Source organism: Succinivibrio faecicola, assembly GCF_019448115.1.
GTDB classification, from domain to species: Bacteria; Pseudomonadota; Gammaproteobacteria; order Enterobacterales; family Succinivibrionaceae; genus Succinivibrio; species Succinivibrio faecicola.
The window spans coordinates 49,061-67,810 of sequence record NZ_JAGFNY010000001.1; the positions used below are offsets into that span (position 1 = coordinate 49,061).

An 18,750-nucleotide genomic window follows, 5' to 3' on the forward strand; every position below is an offset into this window, starting at 1 on the left:
TGTGATGTTGGTTTGATTATTTAAATAAAAATATTCTAGCACCTAAAACAAAGTACTGAAAATACATATATAAAGAAAAAAAAATATGATATCAGTACTAATTCTTAACTTGTTTTTTATTAAATTTTTCGTATTATATTCTGATATAAAAAATATTTCTTGAAAGCACAATTATAAGAACATGACTGAAAATAATTCTAACAGCTTAACTGGAGCAGCTTCTATAAGCCCCGTAGAGAAGAATAGAACAAATGTCAAGACTCCTATGTTCGTTCGCTCTAAGGATAGATGTCATATTATGACAAGAACTCCTGTATACAATAAAAGCGGTAGTGTTCTTACTTACAATTTCAGATATACAGCAGGTGAAGAGAGTTTCAGACCTGATGAAGTGCAGAAAAAACACGTAAAACACATTATTATTGGTTTTTACGTAAGACGTCATCTGGAGCAGTTTTCATTTGAAAATGCATTTGGAATGACATCACTGCCTTTAACTCAGGATATTACAAAGTTTTCAAAACCACTTCCTGCAAACAGATTCTTCTTGCATCTTCAGGAAAAACAAGAAGCAACTCCTACCTTTCAGCATCAGGTAAATCAGTTACGCCGTGAGGCAATGACAATTGCCGCTGATGTATATACTATTGTCTATACAAACTGGTATAAAGAGATTTATACCATCTCCTATGCTGTTATTGATATGTCAAAGGATATTGAAGAGCAGTTCTTCCTTGCAAAGAATATTGTCAAGAAATATCCAAATATCAAAATTATCTGCGATCGCTGTGACAACATAAATAAGGCTCAGATTGCATTTGAGGCAGGAGCTGATTACGTCTGCTGTCCAACATTCCCAAAAGAAGTCTTGAAACAGAACTTCAATTCTCTTTATTTTAAGAATAACAGAGAAGATTACGAGCAGATAAGTGCAATACTCTCAGAGCTTTTACAACCAAGACCAAACTATCAGCTGTTTTTAGATTTCCTAAACAGAAACAAGGAGTACAATTCCTTAGCAATAATGCTTCTTGATTTTCTGAATGTTGGCATTGAGAATGACAGCTTTTTTATTGATATGGAAACATCTTTGTATGATCTTGATCCTGAGATCCTACACAGACTTATCTGTATCATTATGATGATCAAATTTGAATTATTCTTTAAAAAACCAGTTGATAAGGATAAATACATTAAATTCGAACCAATCCGTCAGGTTCTTCTAAGAGCAAAATTTGTAGATGAGCTTGTAACATCAAAGCTTCAGACTTTAGATGTGACATATGCATTTACTATCGGTCTTTGTTCAAATATTGAGCTTTTATACTCATATACAACAAACAATATCAATTCATATATTGAAAGTATGGATGCAAGACTAGGTGCAATATATGCAGAGCAGCCTGATTTTTCAATGATCATGAAGGTTGTAGCATCTATGGAATGCTTAGATCTTGAATATGTTGATGGTATTATGGCTTCTGAATTTTTAACACGCCATGAAATCTTGTTTGCATATGAGAATGCACTTATGTGGCTTGCATCTCTTGAAAGCTTCATCAATCAGAAGAAATATCAGCTGATGATCAAGTAGTGTTTAAGGTTTGAAGATATTTGTTGCTTTCTCAATAGTCTCGATATCTTTTCTACTTACACCTTCAAGCTTCAATCCATCACTGTCATTTTCTATTTTGCCTTTTTTTCTGTCATGCTCAATAACTACAGAGTTTTCATCATTTGATAAAGACATGGTAGATATATCCTTTTGAGTTGACATAGCCTTTCTACCATCATTTACGGCAGACTCATCAAGCTCAAAGCTTTGAGCCTGAGCACACAGTGCCAATAGAAGCATCATTATATATTTCATAATAAATCCTTTCTCTTTATTTTTTATGATAGGAAATTAAATCAAAATTTCAATTTCAAAAACAAAAAACAGGTGCATTTGCACCTGTTTTTTGTTTGATTAAGGCTGTGGATTTATTACTTTAAGTCTTGCACTTGCGCCTTTTTTACCCAAAGCCTTATAAAGCTCATCTAAAACAGGTTCAAGTTCAGTATCAAGCATATAAGGATAATTTAGAATAAGCATTCCAGAGCCACACATTCCAAATACCTCCTCTTGCTCTTCGATACACAGTTCAACCTGCATGAGCGGAGCATTAAGACGTCTTAAATCATTAGTAAGATTCTTGGAATGATCACGCATTTTTCCAAGCACGGGATACCAGATGGCAAAAATACCCTGAGGCCATTTATGAAGAGCATTCTTAATGGTCTTTACAAGCTCTATGTATTCATTCTTTTCTTCATAGGCAGGATCAATTAGAACAAGTCCTCTTCTTGGATTAGGCGGTAATAGTGCATTAGTAGCTTTAAGACCATCAGTGTTCTGAATAGTGATTCTTTTATCTTTTTTAAAATTGTTTTTTAAATTTTCATACTCATTAGGATGCAGATCAATAAATACAAGTCTGTCATCCTGTCTTGTAAGATGCTGCTCAAAAAATGGAGATCCTGGATATGAATTTGAAAGTCCTTCACGGCACTTGTCCAAGACTTCATAAAACTCAGGAACAAGGTTTTTTAAAATCTTATTGTTTTCAATCTTACTAATACCTGTTTTATATTCCTGATTTTTTGATGCCATAAAGCCATCAAGACTGTATATGCCAGATCCTGAGTGTGTATCAACTAGAGTATAAGGTTTATCCTTTTTATTAAGAGATCTTAGTAAAAGACATAAGGTAATATGTTTGATAATATCAGCGTGATTTCCGCTATGAAATCCATGCTTATAACTTAACATGAGAAACTCCAGAAAAAGGAAAAAACAACGGCATAATTATAAAGATAGATATACCAATGTTCAACAAAAGCATCATCTTTAAACAAGTATGTATGTGAAATAGAGCATAATACCAGTCAAAAGTTAATGCAAAATCTGCAGAATACTTTATTATCCATAAAAAAGTATAAATAAAGGTTTGTATGTTCAAAAAACTCATTGCACTTATTGATTATCTAACATTCAATGGCCAAAGCAGAGTTCTGTCTCCTTTTGCAGGAACGCTCATTCCATCAAAACTTATTAATAATGTGAATATATCTCATAATGTAATCGGAATTTCCATAGGTGTTATTCCAACCTCAAATGAGGTACATGCTCCTATAACAGGACAGATAAAAAAGATTTCACGATATCACAATGGTCTTACCATTTCTAATGAAACCTTTTTTGTGATTCTAAACTTTGGCCTTTTAAGAGATAAGTATCCATTATCAGCCTTCAATCTGAATATTAAAGAAGGAGATAATGTTAAGGAAGGTGAGCTTTTGCTGACTTTTGATAGAGAAGAGCTCTTTAAGATTGACAGAAACTTTATCTGCACACTTACTTTAAAGCAGAAAAAAAGCGAAATTACCTACGGATTTGGTTCATTCAAATCTGTCGATTTCAATTCTGTTCTAGTTAATATCTAATAAGCCAGCAGTGCTGGCTTAAAATCAGATCACATAATCATTTGCATAGAAAGACTGTTTTCTTTCAAGAAGATCTGCAAGTGTAACAGAATCCAGATAATCATTTACAACCTTGTGTAATCCCTCCCATACAGGTAGAGTAATACATGTTGCAGCCCTTGGACAAGTGTTAGGTGAACACTCAAGACATGATACAGGAGCTAAATTTCCCTCTGTAACTCTTAATATATCACCAATAGTGTATTCTTTTGGCTCTTTGTTTAGCTGATAACCGCCCTGAAAGCCTCTTGATGTTTTTAAAAAACCTGATTTGTTTAATACAGGAATAATTTGTTCCAGGTATTTTTTAGAAATTTCCTGTCTTGCTGCAATTTCTTTTAAAGTTATATAAGATCCATTCTGATGTTCTGCAAGATCAAGCATTAGTCTTAAAGCGTAACGCCCTTTAGTTGAAATTTTCATTGACACGCCTTTAATAAACAATTATCTTAATACTTACTATTTTAATAGGAATAGTGTATAATTTCAATAGAATATACAAATAAATGTCAGGATAGCTTATGACTTTAACTCAATTGCGCTATGCAATAGCAATATCAGAAACAGGCTCATTTAATAAGGCAGCTCAGATCCTGTATGTATCACAGCCAAGCCTTTCAAACGCAATTCATGATCTTGAAGATGAATTTTCAATAAAGATCTTTTACAGATCTGGCAGAGGTGTTTCCCTGACTAATGAAGGTGTCGATTTTATTACCTATGCAAGGCAGGTATATCATCAGTATGAGTCATTACTTGATAAATTCGGTAAAAACAGCTCATTAAAGAAAAAATTTGGAATTTCTACTCAGCATTATTCCTTTGCAATTAAGTCATTTGTGGAAATGGTCAAAAAGTTTGATACCTCTGAGTATGACTTTGCCATAAGAGAGACAAAAACAAGAGAGGTAATTACCGATGTAAGCACATTAAAGAGTGAAATCGGTATTCTTTATCTGTCTAATTTCAATAGAAACCTGATCATGAAGCTTCTTAATGCATCAGATCTTGAGTTCCATCCTATCATCAACTGCCAGGTATATGTATATCTTTACAAGGATCATCCTTTGGCAAATAAAGATCTTATTACATTTTCTGATCTTGAAAATTATCCATCACTGTCTTTTGAGCAGGGCGATAATTCATCTTTCTATTTTGCAGAAGAAATCTATTCAACCAAGGAATATACAAGAGCTGTAAAGGTTAATGACAGAGCTACCATGTTAAATCTTATGAAAGGACTTAACGGATTTACTTTGTGTTCAGGAATCATCTGTGATGAGTTAAACGGCTCTGATTCAGTTGCTGTGCCATTTAAGCCAGGTGACAATGATGAAGACGATAACATGGAGATTTGCTATATCTGCAAAAAGAACCAGGTATTAAGCTCAATGGGAAAGATGTACATTGAACAAATTAAAAATTATTTTAAGGAACTTGGTCTTGAAGATCAGCTTAAGTTATAACAAATAACTATATTTCATTATCAAAATTAAGTATTAGTGTTATATACAAAATTTAGGCATACTATGCCTAGATTTTTTTTTAGGGTATCAAAATGCTTGAATTTTTATGGCACGGTAGAGGTGGACAGGGTGCCTTTACAGCAGCAAGACTTTTAGGTGCTGCCTATTCACTAAAGAACAGCAACAGCTATGCTCTGGCATTTCCATCATTTGGTCCAGAGAGAAGAGGCGCACCAATACGCTCTTTTACAAAACTGTCAGATAGATTTATTGGAGATCGTTCTGAAATCAGTAAAGCTGATTATGTAGTTTTTCTTGATGATACCTTATTTTCACAGTCAGCCTTCAATGAATTAAAAGAAGGTGGAAAGATTATTGTATGCACCAAAAACAAAATCGAAGATGAAAGAGTTATCTGTATTGATGGTGTTTCAATCGCCCTTGAAATACTAAAACTTCCAATTACAAATACAGTTATCCTGGGTGCAATTGCAGCAGTTTGCGACAGCGTAGAACTTGAAGACTTATTCAATGCTGTAAATCAGAGTATGAGTGCAAAACTTCGTGAAGTTAACTGCAAGGTAATACAGAAGGCTTATGACACAATTAAGGAGCGTGTATGAAAGTTGTGTTGAGAGATAAAAAAACATTCACTCTTGATGAAATTCCTTTTGCTCCTTGCTATAAACCCGGTCTTGTAGCAGTTAATTCAGGATGGAGAAATGAAAAACCTGTTGTTGATGAGTCAAAGTGCAACGGCTGCAATTTATGTTATCTGTACTGTCCTGATGGAACAATTTTCAAGAAGGGTAAGTCAGTTGGAATTGACTATGATTTTTGCAAAGGATGCGGAATCTGTAAAAAGATATGTAAACAAGGTGCAATAACAATGGAGAGCGAAAAATAATGACAAGAGAGTTCTTATCAGGTAACGATGCTTTCGCTCGCGGTGTTGCTCTTGCAAGACCTCATGTGATTTCAGCTTATCCTATTACTCCTCAGACTACTGTTGTAGAAAAGTTATCTGAGTTTGTGGCATCAGGTAAATTAAATTCTGAATTCATTCATGTTGAATCTGAGCATTCAGCTCTTTCTGCTGCAATGGGAGCTTCATCTGTTGGTGCAAGAACCTTTACTGCAACATCATCACAGGGCCTTTTATATATGGCCGAGTGCTTAACATATGCTGCAGGCGGAAGATTCCCAATCGTTATGATGAACGCAAACCGTTCAACCGCGCTGCCTTGGAATATCTACGGTGATCAGAGAGATTCTTTATCTTTACTTGATACAGGCTGGATTCAGGCATATGCAGGAAGCGCTCAGGAAGCTTTAGATCTTGCACTAATGAGTTTTTATATAGCTGAACACAAGGATGTATCAACCCCATTTATGGCAAACCTGGATGGTTTTACACTTACTCATACATATGAGGTAGTTGATATTCCAGAGCAGTCAACAGTTGACAGCTTCCTGCCAGCTTATCAGACTGAAAACAAGATGGATCTTGATAATCCTGTAAATATGGGATTTTCAGCAGGTCCTGATACCAATACTGAATTCAAGTTCAAAGAGCATATCGGAATGCTCAATGCAAAAAGAGTAATTGACGAGTGTGAAGATAAATTTGCAAAGCTCTTCAATCGCCGTTATTCAGGTCTTGTTGAGTCATATTTATGTGACGATGCTGACTACGTAATTGTAACCTTAGGCACTATTGCCGGTCTTGTAAAAGATAGAGTAGATGCTCTAAGAGAAAAAGGTCAGAAAGTTGGTCTTTTACGTATCAGATATGTAAGACCATTCCCAAATGAACAGATTGTTCAGATCTTAAAGTCAGTAAAGGCTATTGGCGTTCTTGAAAAGGATATCTCTTTTGGTAATGAGGGAACTGTTTATACAAATGTAAACTCAGCATTACAAAAAGCTAGATTGAATATTGCTTCATCAAACTATATTGCCGGTCTTGGCGGAAGAAACATCGAGCCAAAACAGATTGATGAAATTTTTGAAGATTTAAAGAACGAACAAAGTGTTGTTAAGTTCGTGGGACTTGGAGAATAACCATGGCAGTAAATGTAAAAACAATTAGCGATGATGAGTTATTTTACGGCCATAAAGCATGCGCAGGATGTGGTGGTTCTCTTGCAGTTAGAATTGCTCTTAAGATTTTAGGTAGACGCTCAGTTGCTGTTCTTCCTGCAGGCTGTATGTCAGCTGTTGGTTTTAATTTTCCTCAGCTTAGCTTTGCAAATAATGCGATTATTTCAACTTTTGCAGGCACAGCATCAATGATGACAGGTATTCAGGCTGGTCTTAAGGCACTAGGTAAAAAAGATTTTCAAGTTGTAGGCTTTGCAGGTGACGGTGGCACTGCTGATATCGGTATCCAGGCTCTGTCAGGTGCGATAGATAGAAATGATGACATTCTGTATATCTGCTATGACAACGAAGCTTATATGAATACAGGTATTCAGAAAAGCTCACTTACACCATTTGGCGCACGTACAACTACAACACCAGTTGGAAGTGTAATAAAAGGCAATCTTCACAACAAGAAGAATATGTTCGAGATTGTTGCAGCTCACGGTATTACATATGCAGCTACAGCATCAATAGGTTACCTTCCTGATTTTATGAAAAAGGTTGAAAAGGCAGCTTCTATCAGGGGCACAAAATATATTCATATTATTGCACCATGCCCAACTGGCTGGGGTATCAAGACTGAAGATTGTGTGGACATTGCAAAGGAAGTTGTTGATTGCGGTTTATGGTATCTTGCTGAATTTGAAAACGGTGAATATAAGCTTAACCGCAAGATAAAAGAATTTTCTGATGTAGCAACATACATCAAAAAACAGGGGCGTTTCAAGCATCTAACTGATGAGGATATTCAACTGATTGAAGCTTCACGCAATAAGAAATGGGATTATTTAAACAAGTACTTTAACTAGGAAAACGAAAAGAGGTTAGCTACAAATGCCAATCAATGATTCAAAATATTGGGACGAACACTTAGAATGTATGCCAAGAGAAGAGCTTGAGGCAAATCAGCTTAAGGATCTAAAAGAGATTGTTCAGTTTGCTTATGACAATTCTCCATACTACAAGCGCTCATTTGATGAAGCTGGTGTTAAACCATCTGATATTAAGACTTTAAAGGATATCGAGAAGTTCCCATTCATCAACAAGAAGACTCAGCGTGATACTCAGGGCGTAGGCTCATTCTTAGGTGAGCTTTGTGCTGTAGATGAGAAGGATGTTGTGTTTATTTCAACATCATCAGGTTCAACTGGTGTTCCAACAATTTCTCCATTTACTCAGAAGGATTTTGATGAATTCCAGGATACAGAAGCTCGCTGGTTCTGGCAGGTTGGCATGAGACCTACAGATCGTTATGTTCATGCTTTAAATTTCTCATTATATGTTGGTGGTCCTGACGTAATCGGTGCTCAGAGAACAGGTGCTCTATGTATCTGGGGCGGTACCTTACCATCAGAAAGATTATTATGGGTATTAAAGACATATCAGCCATCAGTAATCTGGACTTCTCCATCATATGCATGGCAGTTAGGTGAGAAGGCTCTTAAGAGCGGTATCGATCCTAAGAAAGATCTGAATATCAAGACCATCATCGTAGCAGGTGAGCTTGGTGGCTCAATTTCTGCAACAAGAAATGCAATTGAAGAGTTATGGGGCGCACAGGTATTTGACTTCTACGGTCTGTCAGATATTTTCGGTGCATGTGCTGCAATGTGTGAATACAAAGATGGTCTTCACATTGCTGAAAACCACATTCTTGTTGAAACTGTTGATCCTGCAACTGGTAAGGTATTACCTCCAGGTTCAAAGGGTGAGTTTGTGTTTACAACTTTAAGAAAGCATGCTCGTCCTCTAATCAGATTCCGTACCGGTGATATTGGCTGGATTGATACAAGTAAGTGTAAGTGCGGTAGAACTCATGGCAGAATCCATGTTTTAGGCCGTAAGGATGATATGTTCATTGTATCAGCTGTTAACGTATTCCCATCAGACGTTGAAGCAGGTATCCGTTCAATTTCTGGTATTACAGGCGAGTATCTAATCAGAATCTTTGAGAAGGACTTTACCTGCAAGTACTCAGTTGAGGTTGAGAAGAAGTTTGACAACTTAGATTCTGATGAGAATGTAGCAGATTTAGTTTCTAAGTCACTAAAGGCAAGAATCGGTGTTAAGCCATATTCAGTTGTTGTTCACAAGGACGGCGATCTGAATACACGTTCTGAGCATAAGTCAAAGCGTATTATTGACGAGAGAACTTCAAAGCCTGAATAATATTCAGCTTTCAAAAACAAGGGCGTGATAAACTCACGCTCTTTTTATATGATTAAACAAGTTCAAAATCACTGATTTTTCTGACAGTTGGATCAGAATTGTAAACAGCTGCAATTCTTAAAAGATCACTCTTTAATGGCAGCGTATTACCATAGTCTCGATTTCTAATCTGTTCTACAGCCTCTTTAAGTTTATTTTTTGCTTCTTTTTCATTTTTCGCAAATTTAAACTCAATGACAATTCTTCTATTTTCTCTTTCGATTTTTAAATCAGATCTTCCTTTTGATGAATGTGATTCGGAACATACATCAACACCAGCACCTAAAAGGTAGAGCATTATTAATGATTCAAGTGCATGTTCAGATTTAATCGGAAATTTATCATAGGCAATAGTATTTATTGCTTTATTGAATAACTCGATAATATCTCTAGCATTACCACAATCTAGAATATTCTCTCTTTTATCATTTCTGATTGATACGTTATCACAAAAGAAATTTAAAGAAATAAGCTGCAATAGCGCTTTATATATTTCTCTGTTTGGAATACCTAGGTCGATTTTAGATTCACCTGATGATAAAGATGAGCGTAATGTCAAATAACCAGTCTGGCACATCAGAACATTCTGATCAATGTTTAGTAGTGATGTTGGATTTAAAAAGCTATTTGTAGAAACAGTAACTGCGCTATTTTCATCAAGATAATCAAAAGCTTTTAATTCGTGATCCTTTAGATAGTTTGCAAGTATGGATGGTATTCCACCATTTTCAAACCAATAATCTCCAAAAGTAACTTCGCCAGATGATTTAACCTCCTGGAAAAAGTTGTTTACAGACCAGGTAGATAATACCGTTTTATTACACATTTCATCAAAACAATATCCATCATAGTAATAGGCTATCTTATCTAGCATTGAGTTTAACAATGAATCATTTACTTCATCTACACAGATCCTATTTTCGTATGCAGTTGCAAGCTTTAAATATTCAAAATAAAAATGCTTGATTTCATCTCTTGTAAAACCAATAAGCTGTGAGTATTCGCTGTAATATGAAATGTCTTTTATGTCAGTTCCAACTGAAAATATAGCATCATCTTTTAGTCTTGTAACACCAGTAACTGCAAGGAATTTAATTGAAGTATTATTATTTAAAACTGCATAGATTCTGTGCAATATTTCAGAGAATTTATTATATAAATCTGGTTTGGATATGTTTGCTGTTAGCTGTCTATCGTATTCATCAATAAGAATAACAACTTTTTTATCTTCTGCTTTTAGACCTTCTAATAGGTTATCCAAAGCAGTTGCAGGATCTGAATTTTGTACATATTCAGATATTTTGTGTTTTAATGCAAATCTGTTAAGAATAAGGGCAAATTGATTTTTAAAATCATCAACATCTGTGACAGAGCATTTTAAAAAATCAAGTCTAAGAACAGGATATGTAGGTTCAGTCCATTTATCATAGATCCAGGTATCCTTAAAATATGGATTTACACCATTTTCAAACAAAGTTCCTATGGTATCTAGTGTTAAGGATTTTCCAAATCTACGAGGTCTTGAGATGAAAACTTTCTTTTCATTTTTTAACAGGTTATAAATGTTTTCTGTTTTATCTATATAGATGTAATTATCATCTAAAAAATCAGTAAAAGACCATGAGTTACTGATTGTTTTCATCCATCAATCTCCTATATTGTCGTTTATTATATATTGCAACAATGATATTGATAAAGATTGGATAAACGAATATTTGAAAAATAGAGTAGTTATATGAAAAATGAACCTAATGATAAACATGCAAAAAGTCCGATCTATAATCGGTCTTTCTAGGATTTTGAAGTTAATTTTTAATTGTTAAGAAGGTTGAATTTTGAACCATCACCTTCTTTTGCTGAAGGATTATCATCTACCATTTCGAACTCACCATATATTTTCTTCATAATTCTTTCACAGAAGCAATATAAATTACAGTGTTTGAATGACTTTTTGATATCTTCTCAATTCAATCTCAATTAGGTCATCAGCATTAAGCTCCTGTAGGTGCTCAAGTGGGGAGATTTCGTTATTCTGAAAAACAAACTTAAAGGTGGTAAATTCAACTCCTAAGGACGTAATTAGCTGAGTAAAAGGAGCGGAGGAATCAATGATTTCAAGAACTCTCCTGCAAGCATGTAGATTTTTTGCAAGAAAGAATAAAGAAAGAGCTTCGTTAAAGTAAGACTGTGGTAATATATTCATGCACTTACGTGTGGGAGACAGACGCAACTTTCCAGGGAGAGTCTGTTTCCCTTAATAAAACCTATAGATAAGCCCATCCTATCAAAAATTCTTCACAAAAAGACCAACAAAATCAAAATCTAGTGAGCTCTATTACAAAATGACCGAGCTTCTAGCAAAAATGACTAAGCAATAATCAAAAACAGATAAGCAAAAGAATAATTTGAATGAGCTGTTAAACAAAATGATTAAGCTAAATTGGAAGGTTTTAAAAGATCTGATAAAAATCAAATGAGCTAAATCAGATCTTTTTCAGTGGGCTGTGACACATAATATTACTATTAAGACCACTTTGGTTTGCTTCTGTATTTGTTATACCAGTACCAGTAAGAGCATTAAAACCAGCAGTTGCCATATTTGATAATGAACTTGTGGTCATGTGTGTACCACCAGTTCTGTAAGTTATAGAGCCAAGAACATTATCAAAACCTGTTGCTGAAGATACACCAAACTGAGATGTTAATTGAGATGTTCCTTGCATTACAGCAGCAGGATTTATAATATCTGGAGTAGCAATCTTTTCGTTGATAAAATCCTGTCCATTCATACGTGTAGCTAATGAATTTAGAGCATATACAGAGCCAGAGAAGATAAACAGTGTAATAACAGGAATTGCACCTAAAAACATACCACCTGTAGCAATAAAATCCTCAGTAGTATCAGCTAGAATCTTTACGCCGTGAAGTGAGTCAAAGTTATATCCTTTGTAATTTCCTGCACCAGCAAAGTTAAGAATAGCTCTCTGCATTGTTGTATTTAGATAGCTGTTTGCAATAGCAATGCAAGGAAGCCAAGACTGGACCCAAGCAACAAGCATGAAATACTTTAAGGAAAGTTTTAGACCAAACATTCCCATAAGGATTAAGAAACCACAAAAAGGAGTAATAGCGTAGGTAAAGCCTTCCATAAAGGTCATGATAGGACGCATTGTCTTTTGGAACATTGTGCCTTCAGAAGACCATTGCATATTACGCTGACGACGAGCCTGAGCTAACATCATTGCTGTAGCAAGGTCATTCATTACATGCAAAAAATTAGTTTTAAGAAATTTTAAAGCCCGTAAAAAACGGGCTTTTTAACATTATTTAAGCACTAGGACAAAGTAGCATTACTATAGATCGGCTCTTAACCTTGAGTCTCTTACCTGGACCATAATGCTTTGACATATAGTATGAAGTTACATCCTCACCAGGTCCTAATGAGGTATTTATAAACTGATACCAGTTCTTCTCAAGATGGCCAGGAATACATGGAACTTCAATTGTCAGATCTTTCCAGTAAGCGTTAACAAATACGTAAGCATACAGATCAAGCTTTGGATAGAAGTATAGGAAACCGACAGAGTGTGACATATCAGACCAGTCAGGCTGGAATGGTTTTGTACCATGCCACTGTACTTTCGCATTCTTGAGAGCTGAATCTAGCTTGTTATGAGGACTGTCAGATTTATGTTTAATCTGACCGTAACGGGATAATCTGATTAAAGATTTGGTGAAATTAAACATTTCCTTTTGTCTTTCATCAAGATCCCATTTCATGTAGCTTAACTCATTATCCTGACAATATGCATTATTGTTACCTTTCTGTGTTCTTAAAACTTCATCTCCCATACAGATCATAGGAGTACCAAAGGATAACATTGTAATTGCCATAAAGTTTTTAGCCTGACGAAGTCTTAATGCATTAAGATTCTTGTCATCACATTCACCTTCATAACCATAATTAGCAGAATAATTGTTGTTATTACCGTCGTTATTGTGCTCACCGTTAGCATCATTATGCTTTTCAGCATAAGACACCAGATCATACAGTGTGAAGCCGTCATGACAGGTAATAAAGTTGATTGATTTTTGTGGATCAACGTTATGTTCGTTGTAAATATCAGGAGATCCTAAAAGTCGTAAAACAAACTTCTTGACCATGCCTGAGTCACCACGCATAAATGATCTTACATCATCACGGAATTGACCATTCCACTCACGCCACTTGCTGCCTGATATTGCACCTAGCTGATAAAGTCCACCAGCATCCCAAGGTTCTGCAATGATTTTTGCATCAGCCAGACTTGCATGAGCATCAATGGTGAGCAGAGTAGAGTTGTCATTCATTGGAGCACCGGTCTTATCTCTTGTAAGAATAGATGCCAAATCAAATCTGAAACCATCAACATGCATCTTCTGATGCCAGAAAATAAGAGAATCTAAGATCATATTTCTGACAACAGGCTGATTTGCATTTAATGAGTTACCACAACCTGAGAAGTTCTGGTGAAAACCGTTATTAATGATGTAATAACCGTTTTTATCAAGTCCTTTAAAACAGTATGTAGGACCTTGCTCGTCTCCTTCAGACGTATGGTTATAAACCACATCAAGAATAACCTCGATACCATTTTTATGAAGAGCCTTGACCATATCTCTAAATTCATTGATAGGTCCCATAATAGACTTATCTGAACTAAAACAGTCATGAGGAGCAAAAAATGCCATTGGAGAATATCCCCAATAGTTCTTGTGTCCAGGTCTTGCATCATTTTCATCGAACTGGAAAATAGGCATCAGTTCAACGGTTGTTACACCAAGTTCTACTAAATAAGGGATCTTTTCAATAAGGCCTCTGTATGTACCTTTGATATCATCACTGATATTTGAAGATTTATCGGCAGTAAATCCCTTTACATGCATTTCATAGATGATGGTATTTTCAAGAGAATGGTGTGGGAATGTCTCAATACCCCAGTCATAATCATCAATATCAATGACGGCACTCTTTAGAGAGCATCTGAAATTCTCTTTTTCATCATCATGCTGGAATCTTTTATATTCTGTCGGAAAAATAACTCTTTTTGAGTATGGATCGAGCAGAACCTTGTTTAGTTCAACAGATTTACTATTTTCTGTTACTGCTTTTTTTACACGCCATGCGTATATCTGTCCAGCCTTAAGACCTAAAACCTTTACATGCCAGAAATATGTTGATTTGAATACAGTTGATGAAAGGTTAATAATTTCTGGTGAATCGTCGTCTTTATTTTTAAAAAGAAGTAGTTCAATTTCTGCAGCATCAGGGCACCATAAAGCGAAGTTTACACCATCTTTTTCAATTGTTGCACCAAGTTCTCTGCAGTGACCAACAGAAATAACATAATTGTTTTTGTTCACAAAAGGATCCTTATATTCAATTAGTTGCTCTTTTTTGGAGCGTGATTAAGTTTTTATAATAATTTTGTGCTATTTTTGCATATATCATTTTTATGAGGATTATTTTAACATGTCAAATATAAATTGCTTTGCACTAGGTCGCATCAATACAATTCCTCTAGATATCACTGGCAATTATAACAAGATTTTAAAAATTACAAATCAGGCAAAAGCAAAAGGTATTACTTTCGTCGCTTTTCCTGAATTAAGTTTAACCGGATATAACTGCGGTGACCTGTTTAATCACCAAGAACTTACAAAAGCAGCTCTAAATTCCCTGTTTAATCTCAAATATGAACTTCCAGAGGGCATAAGTGTCGGTGTTGGTCTGCCATTAGTAGGAACAGACGGTAGAGTATATGATGCTTATGTAATCTTACAAAAAGGTAAGATCCTGGGTGTAAGTACTCCAGTTTCTTTCTACAATGCAAAAGATCAGAGACTTAGATATTTCTGCACACCTTTTGATGATGAACTTACATTTATCATTGGTGCTGATTCATTCTATGCAGCATCTGAAATTTATGTGAATGAAAATAAGATTGCTGTAGTATTCAATGATGGTAATCTTGATACTCTTGAAAATCCTGATGTTATTGTATGTCCTGAAGCTACAAGATATGAGCTAAATACAGTAGGTGATAGAGAAGCAAAACTTCTTGAAATTTCAAGAGCATACGATTGTGTTCTTTTATCAACAAACCTGTCTGGCTGTGAAAGTGGCTCTGATATATTCGACTCACATGCAATCATTGCAAACAAGGGTAATCTTGTTGCAAGAGGTTCATTCTTAAGTTTTGCTGATGCATCATTAGTAACTGCAGACAGCGGTATTTATGAATATTTAGGTGAGTATGACACAATTGTTAGAGCAGTATCACTAGGCTTATTTGACTGGATGAAGAAAACTCATTCACACGGTTTTGCTTTATCAATGTCAGGTGGTGCTGATTCTGGTCTATGTGCAACATGTATCTGTTATGGTCAGATTGCAGCACTAAAAGAGCTTGGTTATGATGAGTATAAGGCTCTTATGGAGTCACTCAAATTTACAGTGCCTGCATATACTGGAGAGGAGCAGTCCTTTATTAAACAGCATATGATGCCACAGATTCTTACAACAGTTTACCAGGGCTCAGCAATTTCAGGCTCAGTTACAAGAACAGCAGCATCAAAGGTTTCTGCAAATCTTGGTGCTAAACACTTTGAGTGGTCTATTGCAGATCTTGTTGAGAAGTATGTTTCTTTAATAAATGAGACAACTCCAGGTGATCCATTAAACTGGGATCGCGATGATTTAACACTTCAGAATATTCAGGCTCGTTCAAGAGGTCCTGGTATCTGGATGATGGCCAACCGTTACAACAAGTTACTTGTTACAACCTGCAATGCATCAGAAGATGCTGTAGGATACTGTACAATGGATGGCGATACCTGTGGTGGTGTAGCTCCAATCGGTGATATTTCAAAGAGCAGAATTCTAAAGATTAATCAGCATATTGCAGATAATGGTCTTGAAATTGAAAAGAATGGCTTAAAACTTGACTGTCCAGATATGTCATATATCTCAGCTCAGGCTCCTACAGCAGAGCTTCGTGCAGGTGGTCAGACAGATGAAAGAGATCTGATGCCATATGTAATTCTTGATAGAATTCATGTGCTTCATCAGTCTGAATTGATGCAGCCAAAATATATTCTTGATGAACTAACAAATGAATATAAGGAGTTTTCAAGAGAAGAACTTAAGACCTTTGTAATCAGATACTTTAAGAAATTTGCTCAGAATCAGTGGAAGAGAGAAAGATCTGCAACCACATTCCATATTGAAGCAACTGATCTGAATGCAAAATCAGGATTTTTGTTCCCATTACTTAATGATGGTTATTCATCATTACTTGAGAATATCTAATTATCATTTAAACGTCTGAACATATATTCAGGCGTTTTTTCTAAAAATACCAGCAAAACGGATTTCTTAAATAAAGAGGAATATTAGTAATGAATGTATATCAGTATTTACTCAACTTCGCATAATTTATATTATGTTAAATTAATTATATAGAAAGAACCATATAAGAACCTAACTGTATAAGTATTCATTAAATGAAATATATACCAAAAGTTTGTTTTGATGTTATAAATAACTTCAGAATCATAAATGTTATTTATTTATAGATGTCACAGCCCACTGAAAAAGATCTGATTTAGCTCATTTGATTTTTATCAGATCTTTTAAAACCTTCCAATTTAGCTTAATCATTTTGTTTAACAGCTCATTCAAATTATTCTTTTGCTTATCTGTTTTTGATTTATGCAGTCTGCAATATATAAGAAATATATATGAATAAACCTGGCATTTGCCAGGTTATTTTGAATTCATCTACTACTCTTTTTTCTTGCACTTAAACTTAAGCTTTAAACCTAAAAGACATAGAACATAATGTTCATGATAATAAGTAAATGAGAAAATTCTCTGTAAGAATGTTCTGTGAAGATACTCTACCCCATTATGCTTAATACAGTATTTTCTGTCTTTTTTGAACAGATTTGCAATGAACTTTGAACTGTGTGAAGTTAATGATTCTAAGTGTTTCACCTTTAAATTTGTAATGTAATAATTCTGTCTGTTAGCCTGTACATTTCTTGTGAAAAGGAAATGATCACCATAGAAAACCTTCATTTCTTCAGGAATTTCAAAGTAATGATCCTTTCTTCCAAAGTATGCAGAACCAAAGAAGCCCCTCATTTTATCAGCTTTAACAAATTGAATATCTGTTTGCTCTGGATAAGTATCAAACTGAGCCTTTGGTGTGTTTGTAGCACAGTCAATACCTGCTAAACCAACAGAATCATCTGATTTTTCAAGAAATGATAAAACGGCTTTAAACATGTTTTTTGGAAAAATAATGTCATCATTCAGTATTCCAAAGAATCTGTATTTATCTGAACTTAACTTAATTCCAAGATTCCAGGCTGGATTTACAAAAAGATTCTCTTTTTGAACATGCACAGTAACTTTCTTATAATTATGTGAAAAACCTTTGCATGAATTATCAAGAACAAGGATCTCTCCAACAGAATCATCCTCATCAAGCTGAGTTAAAAGTTTGTTTAGAACATCAAGATCCTTTTGCATTGTTGGAATAATGATTGATAACATCTGTAATCCTTTATTTTGCACCAATAATTTTCTTTGCGTGAGCAATCTGCTCTGCTGATGGCTCAACTATATCTTTAAACTTGTATTCTATATTCAAAGATTCGTATTTATGAATACCAAGTCCATGATATGGAAGAATTTCAACTTTCTGAACATTAGAAAGAGAATCAATAATTTTTCTGACAGCTGTTAACTGCTCATCGCTGTCTGTTACTGTTGGAATAAGTACATGTCTTATCCAAACAGGGATCTTCTTTTCATCAAGATAATGAGCAAATTTTAGAATATTCTCGTTTGAGATACCAGTAAGATCCTTGTGACATTTACTGTCAGCATGTTTTATATCAAGTAAAATAAGATCTGTATACTTTAGGAGATCATCTAAAAGTGATCGATACTCTTCATCATCTCTATATGTACCACCAGAGGTATCAAGGCATGTATGAACATTATTCTTTTTAAATTCCTTGAAAAGCTCTGTTACAAATTCAATCTGAGATAATGCCTCACCACCACTAACTGTTACACCACCGCCTTTAGACCAGTAGTTTTTATAGCGTAAAGCTTTTTTTACGACTGTATCAACATCGAACTTTTGTCCGACATTCATTTTCCATGTATCAGGATTGTGGCAGTATTTGCAGCGCAGAGGACATCCCTGCATAAAAATAATAAAACGAACTCCAGGTCCATCAACTGAACCAAAAGTCTCAAAAGAATGAATGTAGCCTTCTTTCATTTTGTATCCTGTATAAACTCAAAAGGGCGCCGTAAGCGCCCTTTAAAGATATCATAAGTTATCTA

Annotated in this window: 18 protein-coding genes; 9 read left to right on the forward strand and 9 right to left on the reverse strand. The window is 35.0% G+C overall.

Translation table 11 applies throughout. The features are described from left to right. Positions 1–181: 181 nt before the first annotated feature. A complete protein-coding gene (locus tag J5V48_RS00260; protein ID WP_219935750.1) occupies positions 182–1,594 on the forward strand; it encodes a YuxH family protein in 1,413 nt (470 codons plus the stop codon). A gap of 3 nt (positions 1,595–1,597) precedes the next feature. On the opposite strand, the gene J5V48_RS00265 is transcribed toward J5V48_RS00260, so the two are convergent. Both J5V48_RS00265 and J5V48_RS00270 read right to left on the reverse strand, forming a co-directional pair. Next, on the reverse strand, positions 1,598–1,870 hold the full coding sequence (locus J5V48_RS00265) for a hypothetical protein (RefSeq protein ID WP_219935752.1): 273 nt from the start codon (positions 1,868–1,870) through the stop codon (positions 1,598–1,600). Between the two features lie 99 nt (positions 1,871–1,969). Further along, the gene (locus tag J5V48_RS00270; RefSeq protein WP_219935754.1) at positions 1,970–2,812 is read right to left on the reverse strand and encodes a 23S rRNA (adenine(2030)-N(6))-methyltransferase RlmJ; all 843 of its coding nucleotides are present in this window, start codon (positions 2,810–2,812) and stop codon (positions 1,970–1,972) included. A gap of 182 nt (positions 2,813–2,994) precedes the next feature. Between J5V48_RS00270 and J5V48_RS00275 the strand changes: the two genes are divergently transcribed. Further along, positions 2,995–3,486 carry a PTS glucose transporter subunit IIA gene (locus J5V48_RS00275; RefSeq protein ID WP_219935756.1) on the forward strand — a complete coding sequence of 164 codons (492 nt, stop codon included), beginning with the start codon at positions 2,995–2,997 and terminating at the stop codon, positions 3,484–3,486. Positions 3,487–3,510: 24 nt separating this feature from the next. Here the strand turns inward: J5V48_RS00275 and J5V48_RS00280 are convergent, their stop codons facing one another. After that, positions 3,511–3,948, reverse strand: coding sequence for an RrF2 family transcriptional regulator (locus tag J5V48_RS00280; protein WP_219935758.1), 438 nt, complete (start codon positions 3,946–3,948; stop codon positions 3,511–3,513). 98 nt (positions 3,949–4,046) lie between these two features. Between J5V48_RS00280 and J5V48_RS00285 the strand changes: the two genes are divergently transcribed. From J5V48_RS00285 to J5V48_RS00310, 6 genes are all read left to right on the forward strand, one after another. Continuing rightward, positions 4,047–4,991 (forward strand): LysR family transcriptional regulator, encoded by a 945-nt coding sequence (locus tag J5V48_RS00285; protein WP_219935760.1) that lies wholly within the window; start codon positions 4,047–4,049, stop codon positions 4,989–4,991. 92 nt (positions 4,992–5,083) lie between these two features. Continuing rightward, on the forward strand, positions 5,084–5,614 hold the full coding sequence (locus J5V48_RS00290) for a 2-oxoacid:acceptor oxidoreductase family protein (protein WP_219935762.1): 531 nt from the start codon (positions 5,084–5,086) through the stop codon (positions 5,612–5,614). After that, positions 5,611–5,898, forward strand: coding sequence for a 4Fe-4S binding protein (locus J5V48_RS00295; protein WP_219935763.1), 288 nt, complete (start codon positions 5,611–5,613; stop codon positions 5,896–5,898). The genes J5V48_RS00290 and J5V48_RS00295 overlap by 4 nt, the downstream gene beginning before the upstream one ends. After that, positions 5,898–7,055: a pyruvate ferredoxin oxidoreductase gene (gene porA, locus J5V48_RS00300; RefSeq protein ID WP_219935765.1), complete on the forward strand. Its 1,158-nt coding sequence runs from the start codon at positions 5,898–5,900 to the stop codon at positions 7,053–7,055. Before J5V48_RS00295 ends, porA begins: the two co-directional genes overlap by 1 nt. Positions 7,056–7,057: 2 nt before the next feature. Then, positions 7,058–7,945 (forward strand): thiamine pyrophosphate-dependent enzyme, encoded by an 888-nt coding sequence (locus tag J5V48_RS00305; protein WP_219935767.1) that lies wholly within the window; start codon positions 7,058–7,060, stop codon positions 7,943–7,945. Positions 7,946–7,970: 25 nt separating this feature from the next. Further along, positions 7,971–9,305 carry a phenylacetate--CoA ligase family protein gene (locus tag J5V48_RS00310; protein WP_219935769.1) on the forward strand — a complete coding sequence of 445 codons (1,335 nt, stop codon included), beginning with the start codon at positions 7,971–7,973 and terminating at the stop codon, positions 9,303–9,305. Positions 9,306–9,357: 52 nt separating this feature from the next. Here the strand turns inward: J5V48_RS00310 and J5V48_RS00315 are convergent, their stop codons facing one another. The 4 genes from J5V48_RS00315 to glgX all read right to left on the reverse strand — a co-directional run bounded on the left by J5V48_RS00315 (position 9,358) and on the right by glgX (position 14,747). Then, complete coding sequence (locus J5V48_RS00315) at positions 9,358–10,986, reverse strand: AAA family ATPase (protein ID WP_219935771.1); 1,629 nt, start codon at positions 10,984–10,986, stop codon at positions 9,358–9,360. Positions 10,987–11,274: 288 nt separating this feature from the next. Beyond that, entirely contained in the window at positions 11,275–11,547 is a 273-nt protein-coding gene (locus J5V48_RS00320) for a hypothetical protein (RefSeq protein ID WP_219935773.1), read from the reverse strand. 280 nt (positions 11,548–11,827) lie between these two features. Continuing rightward, entirely contained in the window at positions 11,828–12,607 is a 780-nt protein-coding gene (locus tag J5V48_RS00325; protein ID WP_219935774.1) for a conjugal transfer protein TraG N-terminal domain-containing protein, read from the reverse strand. 64 nt (positions 12,608–12,671) lie between these two features. Next, positions 12,672–14,747: a glycogen debranching protein GlgX gene (gene glgX, locus J5V48_RS00330; RefSeq protein WP_219935776.1), complete on the reverse strand. Its 2,076-nt coding sequence runs from the start codon at positions 14,745–14,747 to the stop codon at positions 12,672–12,674. Positions 14,748–14,856: 109 nt separating this feature from the next. Here glgX and nadE point away from each other — a divergent pair, with 109 nt between their 5' ends. Next, positions 14,857–16,695 (forward strand): NAD(+) synthase, encoded by a 1,839-nt coding sequence (gene nadE, locus J5V48_RS00335; RefSeq protein WP_219935778.1) that lies wholly within the window; start codon positions 14,857–14,859, stop codon positions 16,693–16,695. Positions 16,696–17,169: 474 nt separating this feature from the next. On the opposite strand, the gene J5V48_RS00340 is transcribed toward nadE, so the two are convergent. Beyond that, positions 17,170–17,946 carry a glycosyltransferase family 2 protein gene (locus tag J5V48_RS00340; RefSeq protein ID WP_219935780.1) on the reverse strand — a complete coding sequence of 259 codons (777 nt, stop codon included), beginning with the start codon at positions 17,944–17,946 and terminating at the stop codon, positions 17,170–17,172. Positions 17,947–17,956: 10 nt separating this feature from the next. Further along, a complete protein-coding gene (gene pflA, locus J5V48_RS00345; protein WP_219935782.1) occupies positions 17,957–18,685 on the reverse strand; it encodes a pyruvate formate-lyase-activating protein in 729 nt (242 codons plus the stop codon). Positions 18,686–18,750 lie beyond the last annotated feature (65 nt).